This window comes from Kovacikia sp. CALU 1929 (genome assembly GCF_056784235.1).
Window position 1 is genome coordinate 64,849 of record NZ_JBXBCF010000061.1, and the last position, 17,206, is coordinate 82,054.

Consider the following 17,206-nt stretch of genomic DNA (forward strand, 5'->3'; position numbering starts at 1 on the left):
GAGATTTAATAAGGGTGTCAGGTGTCAGGTAATAGGGAGAATTTAAAGGGAAGAGTTGTAAATGGATCGCAAACTGATTAGGGATCAACCCAGCGCCCATCTGCCTTGATCAGGTTAATCAATTCTTCTACTCCCCGATCTTCCGGGACTTTTTTGATTTCTTCCCGTCCCCGGTACAGAGAAATATATCCCGCTTGCTTTCCGACGTAGCCATAATCTGCGTCTGCCATTTCTCCGGGACCGTTGACAATGCAGCCCATAACGGCAATATCCAGCCCGGTCAGGTGGTTTGTGGCTTCCCGAACCTTGTGCAGGACCTCTTCCAGATTAAACAGGGTACGACCACAGGAAGGGCAGGCAACATATTCCACCATCGTCTTCCGCAAACCGAGGGCTTGCAGGATGCTGTAGCAAACCGGGATCTCCTTCTCCGGTGCTTCCGTTAGAGAGACACGGATGGTGTCACCAATTCCTTCGGCTAGCAGGGAAGCAATTCCAGCGGTGGACTTGATTCGCCCATACTCGCCATCGCCCGCTTCAGTCACACCCAGGTGCAGCGGGTAGTCCATTCCCAGTTCATCCATGCGCAATACCATTAAGCGATAAGCTGCCAGCATCACAGGGGCACGGGACGCTTTGAGAGAAATAACCAGGTTATGAAAATCCAGGGATTCACAGATGCGAATGCACTCCAGGGCAGATTCGACCATGCCTTCAGGGGTATCACCGTAGGTGAACAGCATCCGCTCTGCCAGCGAACCGTGATTCACCCCAATCCGCATTGCCTTACCTTGATCACGCAGGGAGATAACCAGGGGTGCCAGGGTGTTGCGAATTTTGTCGCCAATCTCATCAAATTCCGCCTGGGTGTATTCGGTTCGGTCTGCCTTGGGTTTCTCAAACACATATAGCCCTGGGTTGATCCGCACCTTATCGACATGTTTGGCAACTTCGAGGGCAATTTTCATCCCGTTGTGGTGTACGTCAGCAACCAGGGGCACTGGTTGATAGATGGCATGGAGCTTTTGCTGAATGTCTGCCAGGGCATGGGCATGAGCCATACTGGGAACCGTAACGCGCACAATTTCACAACCAATCTCATGCAGGCGGCGAATGGCAGCGACCGATCCCTCAACGTCCAGGGTGTCTTCGTTAATCATGGACTGGACGACGACGGGATGACCACCGCCAATTGTGATATTGCCAACCCTGACCGGACGGGTCTTACGACGGTGAATTGTAGAGTCGGTAGAAAAGTACCGGGAAAGGTCAGGAGACTTAGTAGAAGCGACGGGATTGGGCAGGGTTTGCATACGTTTCTGGTGGAATCCGACAGCAGTATGGAGACTTAATCTTTTGCAAGGATAATTTATGAGGGTCCATAATCAAAATCCTTGCAAAAGATTTCACAGGTCTCTGTCTTTACAGATTGCCACAGATGATTCCCTTTTTGTGGTTAAGAGGAGGGAAAAATTCTAAACCAGCCCTAAATTTGTCTGACTAAAGCTGACGATTCTCGTAGCGACCAAACTTCTGCCAATGTTCATAAGCGCTGCGAATCTTTTTCCGTCTAATTGCATCGGCAACATCTGGGTTTTTCGCCAGATAGCTGGCTTCGTTGAATCTGGGAAATCGTCCTTCGTAACGTCCAAATCTTTGATAGTGATCACAGGCACTCTTAATCTTCCCTCGTCTGACGGCATCGGCAACGTCCGGGTAAGCAGCCAGGTAAAACTTCTCGTCAAAGTTATCGCAGCGACTGCTGCGGTCATTGCGGTTGTCGCGATCGAATTGATCATTGCGATCGCTATTGACTCTGCGACCGCAAACGATTCTGCCATCCCGCTCAGACTCGACGCAGATTCGTTGTTGGGCGATCGCGGGCATGACAAACCCAGCGACGGTCAATGCAGTGGCTACCGTTAACAAACCAACGGGTTCAAAGACTCTCATATTTAATTCCCTTTGCTGCTCAAAAATTTGCTTGTCTGGAAAACTGGGTGATGGGAAGGGGCACTTTGCTAACGTAAGTGGGCGGGACGATAGATGCCTTGTTGAGCGGGGGACTGAAGCGGGGCTGTCGGGTTATCTGTCCGAATAGCATTCATTTTCTGGTTCAGTTCACGAATACGACGCGAGAGCAACCGGATGATGTTGACGGCAATGCCAGGGGTTTCATCTATTGCTTCATATAACTGCTGCTGCGTCAGCATTAGGCACTCACAGGGTTCGAGTGTAGTCACGGAAGCCGAGCGAGGTTCGGCATCAAACAGGGACATTTCGCCAAAGCAGGTACCCCGTTCGAGTTGGACGAGTTCCTGATTGTTACTATGGACCCGCACCCGACCGGACACCACAATGTAGAGCGATCGCCCCTCCTGCCCCTCCGTAAAAATGGTGTGGCTTGCCGGGAATGAAAGCTCATCCATAATGGAAGCCAATCGCACCAGAAAGTCATCCCGCAACTCTTTGAAGATGGGGACTCCCCGCACAAATATCAATCGATCAACGCTAGTTAACATAAACTGATTTCGGACATCCTGAGCAACTACCCAGGTTAGTTAAACAATGCACCACTGACTGAACCCAGAATTTCCAGAATTCCTTTTTAGAATTCCCACAATATGCCAGCCTAAATCGTTTCTAGTCCAGGAGTATTTGAAAAGTTAACCCTATTATTGCCTGGGTTCGTGGGATGATTTGCATTGATTGAGGAATTTGTCGCAAAATCTTTTATAATCTGTTTCACTTGATCGGCGACTAACCGATCCGGGTCGTCCTTTAACATGGGCAACAGTTTTACCATTGCACGGGGAGAAGCCATCCTCAAGTAGGAAACAACAGCTTCTCGCACAAACCCTCGTGGATGCCGCATACAGGCAAGCGTGTGGTCAGCCGTTAAGCCCCAGCGTGCCTGACGTGCCAGATGGAAACAACAGGCTAACCCCCAGTCAGAGATAAAGTGGCGCAGATCCAGCAAGCGACGCAGGCGATCGCTGGGTGCCATTGGCTCGTAACTGACCAACTCAGACAGGCTTTCCAGCTTATCTTGATCGGAGCGACGATCCAGTAGACTCAGCAGGGCACGCTTGCTGGGAATATCCAGTGTATTGTCGAGGATTTCTAAGCCCCGCGCCATGTTGCTAAGGGAATGGGACTGGAGGTTAAACGCAGCGGCTTTAATGGCACCAATGGGGTAAAGAAACTTCATCAGCAGAAATAGGCGCTCTTCGGCATCAACCTGCATATCGCGCAGAGATCGCCGCAGCAAATCGGCTTCCAGTCCCAATACTCGCTGGGGTAACAGGTCGAGTAAGGCAGCATACACCTGACCGATGAACATGATTTCCTGATCAATCATGCGCTCAATTCCACTTCTGCCCAGGCGATCGAGGACACTTTCAATGCCAATGTCATTGGGCATTTCTAATAAAATTCGCAGAATGTTACGGCGATTGGTGCCCCAGGCAGTCATTAAATGAGAAATCAAGGCATCCAGCGCTTCTATGGTGCCAATCTGCCCAACCGCTTTCCATGCCTGCATCCTGACTAAATCAGGTTTATGGGCATCCTCTGCCAACTCCACTAGCATCGGAATCGCTTCATTCTCTAACCTGACCAACGCTTTCATCGCAGAACCACGGGTGGATTTGTAGTACAAACCACGCAACAAAGAGGGATAAAATTCTTCCAGATGGGTGGCGGCGATCGCCTCCAGCAAAGCACACCGCACCCGCAGGGACTCATCTTGCAACAGATTTGGGATATAGAGCCGGAGTGCCTGTAAGTAGAGGGCTTCTCCCAGAGCACGACAGCCCATGACACGCTCCCGCTCTTGCTTATGGGTCAGCATCAAACGCAGGGTATTGGTTGCCTCAGCCTTTTGGGTTGGGCTACCCCGACGTAACATCAGGGATGCTGCCGTTCCCCGCACAATCGGATCGACCTCTGACCGCAGGTATGGACGCAGTTGGCGAATATCAGGATGGGAATCGGTCAACCAGATGTATCGTAAGGCAACTGCCAGCACATCGGGTGGCGGTGCCTGGTCAATCAAAGCCCGAACATTGCCCAGACAAGCCAGATTAGGAAACGCCAACATTTCTTCCAGGCTTTTGCGCTGAAGTATTGGCGATAGTTTCCCCAGCATCGGTGCCAGCACTTCACCCACATTTTTGGGATCCAGTTGACTCAACAGCTCAACACAGGCACCTTTATGGGCATCAGTTCCAGGTTGCTCTAAGGCTTCCACCACTGCCCGCTTTAGTTCCCGCAGGTCTACGTCAGCACTCAGTTGCCCCCGTTCGGCGCTCATGACCAGCAGCCCAACATACTTGGCCCGCAGGAACAGGATGGTAATCCCCCAGACAACCGCCAGGAAAAAGATCATCGGCAGGATAAGATCCAATTTGCCGAGTCCTACCAGGCTTAATAGAACCAGTCCAGTTGCCCCGGTAGACAGAGGTTCTGCTACGCCCCGTACTGTTGATTGAATCCCACTCCGCAGCGCATCTGGGATCGGTTGAAACAGAACTGGACCGACGCTGGCAAACAGGGTGTAGTGCAGCAATTCATCCAAAAATTTGAGCAGTACCAGGCTGGCAAACAGCAAGGATGGCTGGGCGAAACCAGTCATGGCAATTAATAGTGCCCCCATGATGCTGATCATTCCAGGTAAGACGATCGCCGCCGAAAATACCCCTGCCCGTTCAATCACCCGACTAGATGCCAGCCATTGCATTGCCAGTTCAAAAATACCCAGAATGCCGTTGAATAAGCCCAGAAACCCGGCGATCGCTTCCTCAGAGCGCCCCTGCTGCAAGTCACTCAAAAACCGAAAATCGATCAACAGGAACAACACCTGTGCCAGGATGAAAAATGTGAATAGCAACACCACATAGCGCCCTAGCGGTCCCTGTAAGCGGCGGTTCAGATAATCTGGCTGGCGCTCTTCTGTGCGGCGGCGTAAAAGATCGGGAAAAGCCTGTTGGTATGCCCGACTCAGGTAAAACAAAATGACCGCCCCAACGGTCATCATCAAAAATGCCAGGAGCACAATGTTTCTTAGCCCAAACAAAGCAATTAGCGGTCTCAGCGAGAATCCACTAATCACATCCGCCACTAAAATACCGCTGCTAATCAGAGGATAGGTGCGCTTAATTTCTCGGATATTGAATAGCTGGTTGGCGGTAATTGATGTGTTCAGATCATTGAGGACGTAGATAGCTTCCAGCCACAACCGCATCAGGAAAGTGGTCACTCCAATCACAGTAACTCGCCAATCCCCCAGCCAGATAGGATTGTCACTGCCTAAACCAACCCAAAACAGCAACAGCGGGGTTGCCATCAACAGTGCTGTGACCACAATTACCCGGCGCAGAGGCAGTATCCGCTGAAGCTGTGAGTAGAGGAACCCCAGCCCTGAGCCAATCCCTGCACTAGCAATATAAATCCAGGGCAAGCCCTCTTCTGCACCATAGGCTTCCAGAAACAGGGCGATCGCAACTGCCTCAAGCCAAACCAGCCCGATGGACGTGGTTGCATAGAAGGCAAACATCATGAAAGTGCGTTCACTTTCTTCAGGGCGAAGATTGACTCCCCGCAGAAGCTTTTGCCCTATTTTGCTGGTAAGAAACCGCTGGTCTTTGAGTTCCATTCAGACCCATCACAATCTTGTGAAGCCAATAGAATAACATCTAGGATGCCCCAAACGGCTTCCATTGTAGATATGGGTCAAGAAATCAACTCAATGGCTGTCTGTCTCTTCTTTTCAGTCTCACTTCTTGGGAGCCAGTAGCATCATCATATTGCGCCCTTCTCTTTTGGGAGCTTGCTGCACTTCAGCCACTTCTTGCAAATCCTCTGCCATCTTCTTCAGCAGGTCTTCGGCAATATCACTGTGCTGAATCTCCCGCCCTCGAAACATGATGGTCGCCTTAACCTTATCACCATCCCTTAAAAAACGCTTAGCCTGATTGATCCGCACATTATAGTCATGCTCCTCAATCTTATAGCGCATCTTAACTTCTTTGACATCAACCGTATGCTGCTTTTTCTTGGCTTCCCGCGCCTTCTTTTCCTGTTCAAACTTGAACTTGCCGTAGTCCATTACCCGGCAAACAGGTGGATCCGCCTTGTCACTAACCAGAACCAGATCCAGTTCTCGTTCGTCTGCAATTTGCATTGCTTCCCTGGGAGTCATGATCCCTAGTTGTCCGCCATCGGCATCAATAACTCGAATTTTGGGAAACCGAATGCGTTCGTTGATTGTGGGTAAATCCCGATTAGGTCTTCGTTCAGTTCTGTCAATTGGAGGCATTGGCAAAGTTGAAGGATATTAATAGATTGACAACTCAGATGATTGTGTATCAGGGCTAGCACAGGAATTAAACTATTGCCAGCAAGGTTGGATTTGGGTGTCGTCAAACTTCAAACTAACGATAGAAAACGATAGAAACAGACATCTAAGTAGGTGGGACTAATTAAATACGAAAGACCGTTGTATTTAGACATTCTACTCAGTCTGCTGAGTTTTCTACCGGATGTTTACCTAAATTACGGTTTTGTCCCTGGAAAGGAAAGATAGAGGACAGAACAGCAGTTAAAAGTTGAGAGTTTTGAAGTTTCTCATCACCTACCCGCTAATACTTTCGCTCCTGGGGTTGGAACATTGCGATCGCAACCGGCTTATAGCTAATGTCAATCCCAGCGGCGGAGTAGTACGCCAGGGTATGTTTCAGAAAGTTGGTGTCGTCCCGGCTAGGATAGTCTTCACGAGCATGGGAACCTCGACTTTCCTGCCGATTAAGGGCGGAGGTCAGGATCAGTTCACCCACAATCATTAAGCTGCGGAGTTCAAGTGCTTCAATAATTTCAGTATTCCAGCAAGACCCTTTATCGTCTAAGCGAATTTGGCTGTACTGCTGCTGAAGCTCCTTCAGTTTAGTGATCCCTTCCTGCATCACCGTTTCAGTACGGAAAACACCGCAATATTCTGTCATGCAATCCTGATATGCCTGACGCAATTGGGCAATACGATAGGTTCCAGATTGGTCGAGCAGGGATTGAATCTGGTTTCGGACTTCTGTGAGATGCTGGGCTTCGTTCACTTCAGGTAGCTTGCGGTTCTGAACGTAGCGAGCGATCGCCGCCCCCGTCCGCCGTCCATAAACCACACATTCCAGCAGAGAGTTGCTACCGAGGCGATTTGCCCCATGCACAGAAACACAGGCAGCCTCTCCAGCAGCAAAAAATCCCTCCACTAAATCATCGGCACTATTCCGTACCTGTCCATCCGTATTGACCGGGATGCCGCCCATTGAGTAATGCACCGTGGGACGCACCGGGATCGGTTCATGCACTGCGTCGATTCCCACCAGGCGATGAGCCTCTTCCCAACAGAAAGGCACCCGACTCATAATCTTTTCCTTGCCCATATGGCGCAGATCCAGATGGACAAAAGGACCACCGGCAGTGCCATTGGTATGAATGCCACGACCTGCCCGAATTTCGCGGGTAATCGCACGGGAAGTAATATCACGGGGAGCCAGTTCCATGCGGCTAGGTGCATAGTCCTCCATAAACCGCCTGCCCTCGCTGTTGATCAGGTAGGCTCCCTCACCCCTGACGGCTTCGGAAATTAGCACCCCAGCAGGATAAAGCCCGGTTGGATGAAACTGGACAAATTCCATGTCTTCCAGGGGTAGCCCTGCCAGTGCGGTCATGGAAAGCCCATCTCCTGTCGAAGCATAGTCATTCGATGTCGTGTTGTACACCCGCCCATAACCACCGGTTGCAAACATGACAACTTTGGCGCACATCACCGCCAGTTGACCATCCAGGATGCGGTACAGCACCACTCCTTTTGCCTGCCCTTCTTCCAGGATTAGTTTCAACGCATACCATTCGTCATAAACAGTGACCCCATAGCGCATCAGGTTACTAATCAGTTCATGCAAAATGGCATGTCCCGTTTTGTCTGCGGCATAACAGGTGCGGTTGTGGGAATGCCCACCAAAAGCGCGTTGAGCAATCCGTCCATCGGGTAAACGAGAGAATAAAACACCCATATGTTCCAGGTCAATGACCACATCGGGTGCCTCGCGAGTCAGGATCTCAACGGCATCCTGATCCGCCAAATAGTCAGACCCTTTTACCGTATCGAAAGCATGGGCTTTCCAGGAGTCTTCCGGATCGATGTTTTTGAGAGTGGCAGCAATGCCACCTTGGGCAGCAACCGAGTGGGAACGAATGGGATGCGTTTTAGCAACCAAAGCGATACTAAGACTGGGATCCGTGCGAGCGATTTCCAGGGCGGCGCGGGATCCTGCCAGTCCACCGCCAATAATGATTACGTCGTGATTATTCACAGGTTTTACTAGCTTGCGGCCTGAGCGGGTCGCTGGGAAGATACGCCAGTTGAGGAGGAAGCGTTAGATTTGCTCGATGCAGAGTCTACGGCTGTCAGTTCAATGTGATTGAGCAACGTAGTCACAAAGGCAAACAGCAGAAAGGGCAAGGTTAGGACTAGAATTAACCCAACGGTTGCCAGGGCGTAGATGGGACGGCTGGCACCCATTAATGCCATTGAGGAAGCCAAGCTTAAGAAAATAACAATTAGCCAAACAATAATTTGACCGTAGATATCCCCGAAGGTGAGGGTGCAGACTAACCGATATCTCGATATGTTGCTCATAATCTGCCTCTAATGGTTCGCTGTAAATTTGTAATGTAAGGCTTTAAGTGTCAGGTTAGCGATTTCTAAATCTTTTTGAAACCTTTGTTACTCTGCTTTACAATCGACTTTTTAATCTGGACAGAGGGTGCATTGTGTTTGATCTAGTCGTGTTTGATCCAATTGTGCTTGATCGAAGTGCTGAAGCGAAGTCCCTTTCATATTCACAGTTCCTATGGCAGCTTTACCTCCTTTTTTATTAGTCCTGGATGTCAGTGCGCTGATGTCGGGGAGCAGACGAGAATGGCAGGAGTTCTCGCGGATTGGCAATTGTTTTGTTCCTGAAGCAGTGTTGGACGAGATGCGGTTTCTGTGCGATCGCGCCTCTGATGCAGCCCATGAACAGACGGCTAGAGAGTTTTTCCGGTTTTTTCCCGACAGTGGGTGGCGAACGACTGCCCTGGTCGAAACCCACCCTTTGCTACAACCGGCAGAAGGTCATGCTTTGAGTAAAAAGGCACGTCTTGCTCTGACGGTCGCTCAAACGGCGTATGGGTTGGCTCGCCATCGGGCGGACGGTTTGACGATTTTAGTCGCCAATGATCTGGGATTAATGCAGCGACTGCGATCGCTCGATGTTCACAACCTGTGTGCCATTCCATTAATGGCGCTGGTGCAATGGAGCCGGACTGAACGCAAACCCCCCGTGGTCACCCACCAACTGCAAGCCATGCGATCGCCCGTAGGAGCTACTGCTTCGGCACCATCTAACAAATCTGTGAGAGCGCCATCTTCAGCTCAAACCACTCCTACCGCACCCAAAGCATCAACGATTCACCATTCTCCTAAAAAACCATTTCGGATTCCGCTGACCAAAATCTTTTTTAACTTGTTAACCCTGGGAATTGTAGCAGTAGCAGTTTTGGCGATTTGGCGGGTCGTTCATCCCCCCAGCTTTGCCCAATTCTGGCAACTATTGCCGCTGCAAAATCTCACATCTCCGCAGAAACCGGCACCGACCAGGAAATAGCCCATCGCAAGGGCGCAGTAAAACACCATCTCAAGAGGTTCTATGACGAAACAAGTATTGTGTTTCCCCCATTTCTCTAAGCAGCAATTCAGGACTGTAGTGCCTGGACTCAAACGATTACCTCAAAGGTGTTCTGCACTTTTTCTAGTGAGTGTTCTGGCGCTCAGTTTAGGGTCGGTTCTATCGTCTCCTGCGATCGCTGCAACTTTAGAACCCCTAACCGTAGGTAAGAACGCAATCGAGCTAGCAAGCGACTCCGGAAATGGTGCAACCCAGCTTCCTCCTTCCCTCGCCAGTAAACTGCGGCAAGATCTCAGCCAACAAACGGGCATTCCCCCAGGCAAATTCCGGGTGGTTGAAGCAACTCGCAGAACCTGGGGTGATGGCTGTCTAGGGCTTGCTCAACCAGGTGAGAACTGCTCGTTTGCAATGGTTGAAGGATGGCGTGTGGTCCTGTCGGATGGAAACCGTCGATGGGTTTATCGGACGGATACGCGAGGACTATCCATGCGATTGGAAACGGATTGATCGCTTTAGCCGCACCCAACTCACTCAACTTCACCGCCAACGCATCGTCTCCAATTTTTAAGTCGTGAAACTTTTAGTTAAAATCAGTAGCAGAAATCCCAATTAATCCCTTGAGACAGTGTTTTGCAGTAGTCCCCAGGGTTGAATAGCTCATACAATTCAAAACTTATATTTATTCTACGGTTATTCTATCGGGGTATGGTACTTTATAAAAAGATTCAGTGCCGTTGTCATTTCTGATTGCTGCCATGACTGCTTGCTCCGGAGATCACCAGCCGCTAAAGGTAGAACCTAGTAATGCTTTCAATCTGTGTCCATCCATGCACCCGTCCAATCCGACTGAGTATTTTTACTACTTCGCCTACGGCTCTTGCATGTGCCCAGTTGATCTGAAACGGACGCTGGGTGAAATTACAAATGCCTATGTTATAGGACCTGCCACTCTTAAGGGCTATCGTCTGGGGTTCTACCGCCGATCGCAACGGCGTAACTGTGGTGTGCTGGATGTGGTAAGGGACCCTCACTCGACGGTAGAAGGGGTTCTGTATCAACTACCGTGGCGGTTGAGCGATCGCCTCGACGAGCGAGAAGAAGTTCCGAATGGGGGTTATCGCCATGAAACCGTTGAGGTTCATTGTCAGAATTTGCATTACTCCAATGTGCGAACCTATGTCGTTGTAGACAAATTGTCAGAAGAACTGGCTCCCAACGACTGGTATTTTAATGTGGTGCTGCGGGGTGCCGTGACCTGTGGACTTTCAGAACACTATTGCTGGAACCTGTTTCATCACATGCATCAGCTTCAGCAACGGGAGTGGGGGCAGGGCATGCTTCGTTCTGCTTAAAATCACTTGATGACTCAGATCCCCGGTTTCGCGTAGAACCTGGTGTAGTTCAGTCAACCAGGGTGCTAAAAACCGGGGATCTAGCAAAATATCGCCCTGCCTGTACTGGGGGGCGTTGCTGATTTTGGGTGTGAATTGAGAGTTGTATGAATTGAAACTTCGTTCCATTCATACTGCTATTCAGCACCACTATTAGGGTGAACCTTTCAGAAATTTATCTAAATGCTACGGCTGCTTGTTTGGTGATTTCTTCGGGAGATAGCTCTTCAACCGGGCAAGAAATGGACTAATGATAACCAAAGGGATCGACCAGTTTACCGTAGCGATCGCCCCAGAACATTTTGTCCAGGTGCATTTCCACGGTAGCACCCGCGTTTACTGCCCGTTCAAACCAGGCATCGGCATCATCGACATTCGGGTGAAGGGTTACAGGGGAACCTTGAAGTGCCAGAGGTGACAGACTTCCGTAATCAGGAAATTCGTCATTCAGATAGATAATCGACTCCCCTATCTTCAACTCCGCGTGCATGATGGAGTTGGCTCCAGGGGTTGGCATCCGATAGATTTCTTCTGCATTAAACGCCCGCTGATAGAAATCAATTGCCGATTTGCATCATTTACCGTCAGATGGGGAGCGATCGTGGCTTTAGTTGGGGTTATTGGTTTCGCTGAAGCAGTCATCGCATTTCTCCTTGCAGAATAAGCAATGTTTACAGAACGAACCATCCTCGATTATACAAAATCAGCATTAGTAGATTGCGGCGTAAGTTAGGCACTTGGTGTGGGTGTGAAGTATTGAACGATGGTGAAGCCCAGCAAGAAGTGGGCATATTAATTAGTATCGGATTACACCATGATCCGTTTTTCGATTTTCAGTAGTTTCAGAAGAGAACACCGATGAAATTGACTCATAAAGCCTTGCTTGTGCTATGGGCTACAACTTTGGGTTTGGCACACAGTCCTGCTTCTGCATCCGCAGAGCAGTGGTACTTTTGGGTAGAAAATGATTCTAATACCGCTATCAAGAGCCTATTGGTATCAGAAGATGGAAAGAAGTGGGGCTACTTTGATATTGGCTCAGGCATTGCCCCAGGAGGCAAGGAAAAAATGTTGTGGAACGAGTCAACGAATGACGAAAGTTGTACTCAGTGGATTAAAGCAGAATTTAGTGACGGGCAAGAGAGCGAAGCGGCACAAATTAACTTTTGCCAGAAAGTAGATGATCCTATTGTCTTCAGCAATTAGGAGTGAGAGTACGCTGATCGGGGGGATAGTTGCTTGTAGAGGTAAGCTTACGTGCCTAGTACAGCAAAACTTTCGTTTTGCTGTACTAGCCTTGCCACTGGTTGAAGACAATCTAGTAGGTTCCACCTATGATGAACGTGACCCTTGCCTCAAGTGATTCCATGCCTAAGTCCAAGATGAGTGCTCAAATTCAGAAAATCTTTGTGATTGTCCTGCTTGTTGGGTTTGCCATTGGTGGGGTTATGGGGGTTGGGATTGTTTGGTTCCTGGGGCAATGGAACTTAAATGCACCGCCAAGTCAACAACGGTAAATGGCTGAGTCGCGGTTGGCGTTGCCTGCTAATGGCTACCTACAGAACCTTGCACTGAGGATTTCATGAACTCCTTCTGTCAACCACCGGTTCATACTGACCCTGATCCATAAGTGTTACAGAAACCTGCTTGATAAGTTCTTCTAACTTTGTAAGTTCTTCATAATTACGGGGAACATTAAAGCTGTTCAGTGTTGGGAGTGCTTCTATGATTCCGCTAACAATTCTAACCGGGTTGACTTTATGGTCAATTTTCATCGTCGGTTGGCACAAACCCTACAATTAAGGGAAAAAGTAAAAGGGACTTGATGCCAAGCCCCTTTTACTTTTTCGAATGATTTTTGGTTATCTTTTGAATATCCTTAGAATCTAACGCCCACCCCGCCTTGAAGGGAAGCGGCAGTGCCGCCACCAACACGATAGGCGTTAAACGCAATCACCGCATTGCCGAACAGCACGAAATTACTATTGGGCAATACGTAATCAACCCCTGGCTGGACAACAAAGGCTGTCTGGTTACCAACAGGGGTAGTTGTATCGCCTGTTAAGGGAACGGAAGCCCCAACCCCAAGATAAACGTCCGTTCGCCAGTTGACGGGGAGGTCATAGGAAACCGTAGGTACAATAGCGGCACCATTCCCTAACATCGCTTGCGCCCTTAAAGAAACAGGCACCCTCAGAAACTTATAACGAAAAGCGACTAAACCAGCGGTTTTGTTAGGCTCTATGTTGTCCACTTCACCATTTGGCAAAAGGATGGACGCACCATCCGTTAAACCGAAGGATACACCTGTACCCAGGTAACTCCCATAGGCTGCCTGGGCAGTTGCTGACGATGGAGTGGAGAGGGTGAATCCGGTTGCGATCGCCACACTCCCTAATGCAACCAACCCGCCTTGCCAGAGATATTTTATTTGCTGATTAAAAACCAAACTTTTGAGATAGCTCATTCTTTTTCTCCTTACCACCCACGCAGCAAAAGCTCCATTTAAGATTTAATTTAGCCCAATTCTTAAAGATTGATCTACTTTTTTATTCAAAACAGACCATCTGAATGGTGAATACTTATTTTATTGGTAGTGCCACTGGAATATTGAGAACGATTCCCTTAATTTCCCCAGTTTGATTTCTCTTAAAGCGACGATGGCTTAAGTTATTAACTTTGATCAATGGCTCCTCATTATGACTGAAATAGCTCAGCTTGTTAAAAAAAATTGCGGAGCCTGCGGACTGATCCGTTCCAGTAGGTTGGGGGAAAGTGGTTTTGGTTATATTTAATACATGTATCACAGAATTTTGTCCCCCTTTTTGGATGATTTTGCCAGCTCACCCAACTGGGGGATACAGCTAGCCATCAGGCTAAGGGACACTTGAGAAACAGGAACAAGCCTCTCAAACACTGGTTTGTAGCCAGAGATACTGGATATAGGTAAAAGCTTCAGGTGACGAGTGAGGTGAGATCAATGAAAGTGATGCGTTGGCTGACAGTTCCTATTACTCTCGCGATCGCGGTTGGAGCCACCAGGGTGGCTTTTAGCCAGAGTGTTGTTGCGATCACCGCCACTTCCCAGACGGTTGAGTTGAGAGGCACCACTGGTGGTAATCAGAAGGTGGGTGGATGTGCAGGCTATATTTCATCGACCCCTAATCACGTCGTCCAGGTTGCTGAAGATGCCAATCTACGGATTTCTCTACAGGCAGGCGGTCAACCCTCTTTAATGATTCGCAACCCATCTGGGCAAGAGTTTTGTGTCCCAGCCGATAGTTACTCTGGCGGTAAAATCGATATTCCTGGTCGTTGGACTCAGGGAAATTATTCAGTTTTTGTGGGCGATCGCGCCAACGGGCAGTACCCCTACACTCTGTCCATTTCCCACAATTAAACCTCTGCTGGCACCCACTGTCCTGGAAGAAACCGTCACCCGCACAGTTGCCTTTCCCTCTCCCCTCCCTATCGTTTTCCTACTTCTCGACCTTCACCCCTTTCCAAAAAGCAACATACCCCGCGATCTTCTTTGCAGCATCCTTGGGTTCCGGGTAGTACCAGGCAGCATCCTGATTGACCTGACCATCCACTTCAATGCTGTAATAACTCGCAACGCCTTTCCAGCCACAGGTGGTATGGGTATTGCTATCCTTGAAATACTCGCGCTTAATGGCATTAGGAGGGAAATAATAGTTCCCTTCAACAACTTCGTACTGCTCACTCTCGGCAAGAACGGCATCATTCCAAACTGCTTTTGGCATATTCTGTCTCTACTCAATCAATACTCCAAGAAAAGCCTAACGAAGTCGAGGGTCAATTGGCAACGAAAATGGGCAAGGGCGCGTTTACCGCTATCATCCCCCCGTGGATGATTGAACCGTTGAACTCACCCGTACAGTGCGTGGGATGATTCAAACCAGCATCCAAAGCGTGGACAGACTGTTTCTGGAGGCATCAAGTTTTAGAGACATCAGGACACTATTTCTTCTGCCCTTGGAAAAATTTTAAGGATCCTTTGCAGAAGGTGGGGTTGGATTGTAAGGTGAGCCTTTGTAGGAGTTTGTTGTAGGAATTTGGAGTTTACTGATATGAATAGCCCCCTCTCATATCCCATGTCAGAGCGAGAGCGTCAGAACATGGAACACCTGGTGGACTACAGCCATGTACAGTCTCTGCCAGAAATTTGGGAGATCGCAGCCCAACGGTTTGGCGACCATACAGCCCTCCATGACCCCCACTCCAAGCCAGAAGCCAAACTGACCTACACCCAACTTGAGGAGCAGATCCGCCAGTTTGCAGCGGGATTGCAAGCCTTAGGCATCCTAGCGGGTGAACGAATTTCCCTGTTCTCAGATAACAGTCCCCGCTGGTTCATTGCTGACCAGGGTATGATGACCGCCGGAGCCGCCAATGCGGTGCGTAGCTCTAAAGCAGACCGGGAGGAACTATTTTATATCCTGGAAAACAGTGGATCGACAGGACTGGTCGTCGAAGATCAGGAAACCCTCAAAAAACTGGAAGACCGCCTGCCAAATTTTTCCTTAAAGTTCATTATCCTACTCTCTGACGAAACCCCTGGCGAAATCGCCGGACTGAAAATTTTGAACTTTTCCCAATTGATGCAGCTAGGCAACAGCCAGACGCTTCAACCCGTGAGTCAGAGCCGGGATACCTTAGCAACCCTGATTTATACCTCCGGTACAACGGGTAGACCCAAAGGCGTTATGTTGAGCCACAGCAACCTCCTGCACCAGGTCAACACCTTTGGGGCGATTGTGCAGCCACACCCCGGTAGCCGTGCCCTCAGCATTTTGCCCACCTGGCACTCCTACGAGCGCAGCGTAGAATACTACTTGCTATCCCAGGGATGTGCCCAGATCTACACCAGCATTCGCACGATTAAGAAGGATTTGAAACAGTTCAAGCCCCACTACATGGTCAGTGTTCCTCGTATTTGGGAATCTGTCTATGAAGGGATTCAAAAGCAATTTAAGGAACAACCCGCCAACAAGCAAAAGCTAATCCATTTCTTTCTGGGCATCAGCCAGCGTTACCTTGAAGCCTGCCGCCTGTGGCAAAATTTGGACCTGCTCCACCTTGAGCCATCTCCCCTTCAACGTCTGGTGGCTGGAATTCAAATCATTGCTCTTTACCCGCTTCATGCGTTGGGAGAGCGAATCGTTTATAAAAAAGTCCGTGACGCTGTCACCGGTGGGAATTTTAAGCATGCCATTAGCGGCGGGGGTTCCCTTGCCAAGCACCTGGATGACTTCTTTGAGACTGTCGGAGTCGATGTGCTGGTTGGTTATGGGTTAACGGAGACGTCGCCAGTGACCAATGTGCGTCGCCCCTGGCGCAACTTACGGGGGTCATCGGGTCCACCGATGCCTGCAACAGAGATTCGCATTGTTGACCCCGATAGCCGTAAATCCCTTGCCCAGGGTCAAAAAGGGCTGGTATTGATTCGTGGACCCCAGGTGATGCAGGGCTACTACCAGAACCCGGAGGCAACCAGAAAGGCGATCGATACAGATGGCTGGTTTGATAGTGGTGATTTGGGTTGGATCACCCGCCAAAATGACCTGGTCCTGACCGGGCGTGCCAAAGACACAATCGTATTGACCAACGGCGAAAATATTGAACCGCAACCGATTGAAGATGCCTGTCTGCGGAGTCCTTACATTGACCAGATGATGCTGGTCGGGCAGGACCAAAAAGCACTGGGTGCGCTGATTGTCCCCAATGGGGATGCCCTTAAGGAATGGGCGATTTCCCAGAATTTACTAAATGCCTCTGACATGTTGTCCTTACCGCCGGAAGTTTTAAGCAGTAAACCCGTTCAAGATCTATTTCGTCAGGAATTAAATCGGGAAGTGCAGAACCGACCGGGATACCGAATTGACGATCGCATCGGTCCCTTCCGCCTGATCCAGGAACCCTTCACAATCGAAAATGGGTTGCTGACCCAAACCCTAAAAATCCGTCGAAATGTCGTTATGGATCGCTACCAGGGTATGATTGACGAGATGTTTGTTTAGTACGGATGCTGATTAAGCTGCACGGTTTCGTCGGTCGTGTGCTTCCCTA

At 49.5% G+C, this 17,206-nt stretch carries 17 protein-coding genes; 7 read left to right on the top strand and 10 right to left on the bottom strand.

The features are described 5' to 3' along the window. Nucleotides 1-77 precede the first annotated feature (77 nt). The 7 genes from ispG to AC1S52_RS09825 form a co-directional block, all read right to left on the bottom strand. Nucleotides 78-1,313, bottom strand: a complete 1,236-nt coding sequence (gene ispG / locus AC1S52_RS09795; RefSeq protein WP_482028809.1) for a (E)-4-hydroxy-3-methylbut-2-enyl-diphosphate synthase — start codon at nucleotides 1,311-1,313, stop codon at nucleotides 78-80. A gap of 187 nt (nucleotides 1,314-1,500) precedes the next feature. Next, complete coding sequence (locus tag AC1S52_RS09800) at nucleotides 1,501-1,953, bottom strand: hypothetical protein (protein WP_482028810.1); 453 nt, start codon at nucleotides 1,951-1,953, stop codon at nucleotides 1,501-1,503. 68 nt (nucleotides 1,954-2,021) lie between these two features. Beyond that, nucleotides 2,022-2,522: a Crp/Fnr family transcriptional regulator gene (locus AC1S52_RS09805; RefSeq protein WP_482028811.1), complete on the bottom strand. Its 501-nt coding sequence runs from the start codon at nucleotides 2,520-2,522 to the stop codon at nucleotides 2,022-2,024. Nucleotides 2,523-2,632: 110 nt separating this feature from the next. Then, a complete protein-coding gene (locus AC1S52_RS09810) occupies nucleotides 2,633-5,656 on the bottom strand; it encodes a HEAT repeat domain-containing protein (protein ID WP_482028812.1) in 3,024 nt (1,007 codons plus the stop codon). A 120-nt stretch (nucleotides 5,657-5,776) separates the two neighbouring features. Then, nucleotides 5,777-6,319, bottom strand: a complete 543-nt coding sequence (gene infC / locus AC1S52_RS09815) for a translation initiation factor IF-3 (RefSeq protein WP_482028813.1) — start codon at nucleotides 6,317-6,319, stop codon at nucleotides 5,777-5,779. A gap of 322 nt (nucleotides 6,320-6,641) precedes the next feature. Further along, a complete protein-coding gene (locus AC1S52_RS09820; RefSeq protein ID WP_482028814.1) occupies nucleotides 6,642-8,369 on the bottom strand; it encodes a succinate dehydrogenase/fumarate reductase flavoprotein subunit in 1,728 nt (575 codons plus the stop codon). 8 nt (nucleotides 8,370-8,377) lie between these two features. Further along, a complete protein-coding gene (locus AC1S52_RS09825) occupies nucleotides 8,378-8,695 on the bottom strand; it encodes a hypothetical protein (protein ID WP_482028815.1) in 318 nt (105 codons plus the stop codon). A 214-nt stretch (nucleotides 8,696-8,909) separates the two neighbouring features. Between AC1S52_RS09825 and AC1S52_RS09830 the strand changes: the two genes are divergently transcribed. The 3 genes from AC1S52_RS09830 to AC1S52_RS09840 all read left to right on the top strand — a co-directional run bounded on the left by AC1S52_RS09830 (nucleotide 8,910) and on the right by AC1S52_RS09840 (nucleotide 11,077). After that, entirely contained in the window at nucleotides 8,910-9,704 is a 795-nt protein-coding gene (locus AC1S52_RS09830) for a PIN domain-containing protein (RefSeq protein WP_482028816.1), read from the top strand. A 147-nt stretch (nucleotides 9,705-9,851) separates the two neighbouring features. Further along, nucleotides 9,852-10,232, top strand: a complete 381-nt coding sequence (locus AC1S52_RS09835) for a hypothetical protein (protein WP_482028817.1) — start codon at nucleotides 9,852-9,854, stop codon at nucleotides 10,230-10,232. Nucleotides 10,233-10,480: 248 nt separating this feature from the next. Beyond that, nucleotides 10,481-11,077, top strand: a complete 597-nt coding sequence (locus tag AC1S52_RS09840; protein ID WP_482028818.1) for a gamma-glutamylcyclotransferase family protein — start codon at nucleotides 10,481-10,483, stop codon at nucleotides 11,075-11,077. Between the two features lie 286 nt (nucleotides 11,078-11,363). Here AC1S52_RS09840 and AC1S52_RS09845 read toward each other — a convergent pair whose 3' ends face one another. Continuing rightward, nucleotides 11,364-11,678, bottom strand: a complete 315-nt coding sequence (locus tag AC1S52_RS09845; RefSeq protein ID WP_482028869.1) for a VOC family protein — start codon at nucleotides 11,676-11,678, stop codon at nucleotides 11,364-11,366. A gap of 296 nt (nucleotides 11,679-11,974) precedes the next feature. On the opposite strand from AC1S52_RS09845, the gene AC1S52_RS09850 reads away from it, so the two are divergent. Together AC1S52_RS09850 and AC1S52_RS09855 are read left to right on the top strand one after the other, a co-directional pair. Further along, the gene (locus AC1S52_RS09850; RefSeq protein WP_482028819.1) at nucleotides 11,975-12,322 is read left to right on the top strand and encodes a hypothetical protein; all 348 of its coding nucleotides are present in this window, start codon (nucleotides 11,975-11,977) and stop codon (nucleotides 12,320-12,322) included. A 161-nt stretch (nucleotides 12,323-12,483) separates the two neighbouring features. After that, nucleotides 12,484-12,633, top strand: coding sequence for a hypothetical protein (locus AC1S52_RS09855; protein ID WP_482028820.1), 150 nt, complete (start codon nucleotides 12,484-12,486; stop codon nucleotides 12,631-12,633). A 362-nt stretch (nucleotides 12,634-12,995) separates the two neighbouring features. On the opposite strand, the gene AC1S52_RS09860 is transcribed toward AC1S52_RS09855, so the two are convergent. After that, nucleotides 12,996-13,583, bottom strand: a complete 588-nt coding sequence (locus AC1S52_RS09860) for a hypothetical protein (RefSeq protein ID WP_482028821.1) — start codon at nucleotides 13,581-13,583, stop codon at nucleotides 12,996-12,998. 513 nt (nucleotides 13,584-14,096) lie between these two features. Between AC1S52_RS09860 and AC1S52_RS09865 the strand changes: the two genes are divergently transcribed. After that, nucleotides 14,097-14,516, top strand: coding sequence for a hypothetical protein (locus tag AC1S52_RS09865; protein ID WP_482028822.1), 420 nt, complete (start codon nucleotides 14,097-14,099; stop codon nucleotides 14,514-14,516). 79 nt (nucleotides 14,517-14,595) lie between these two features. Here AC1S52_RS09865 and AC1S52_RS09870 read toward each other — a convergent pair whose 3' ends face one another. Further along, the gene (locus tag AC1S52_RS09870; RefSeq protein ID WP_482028823.1) at nucleotides 14,596-14,880 is read right to left on the bottom strand and encodes a DUF427 domain-containing protein; all 285 of its coding nucleotides are present in this window, start codon (nucleotides 14,878-14,880) and stop codon (nucleotides 14,596-14,598) included. A gap of 327 nt (nucleotides 14,881-15,207) precedes the next feature. Between AC1S52_RS09870 and AC1S52_RS09875 the strand changes: the two genes are divergently transcribed. Then, a complete protein-coding gene (locus tag AC1S52_RS09875; protein WP_482028824.1) occupies nucleotides 15,208-17,157 on the top strand; it encodes an AMP-dependent synthetase/ligase in 1,950 nt (649 codons plus the stop codon). Nucleotides 17,158-17,206: the final 49 nt, after the last annotated feature.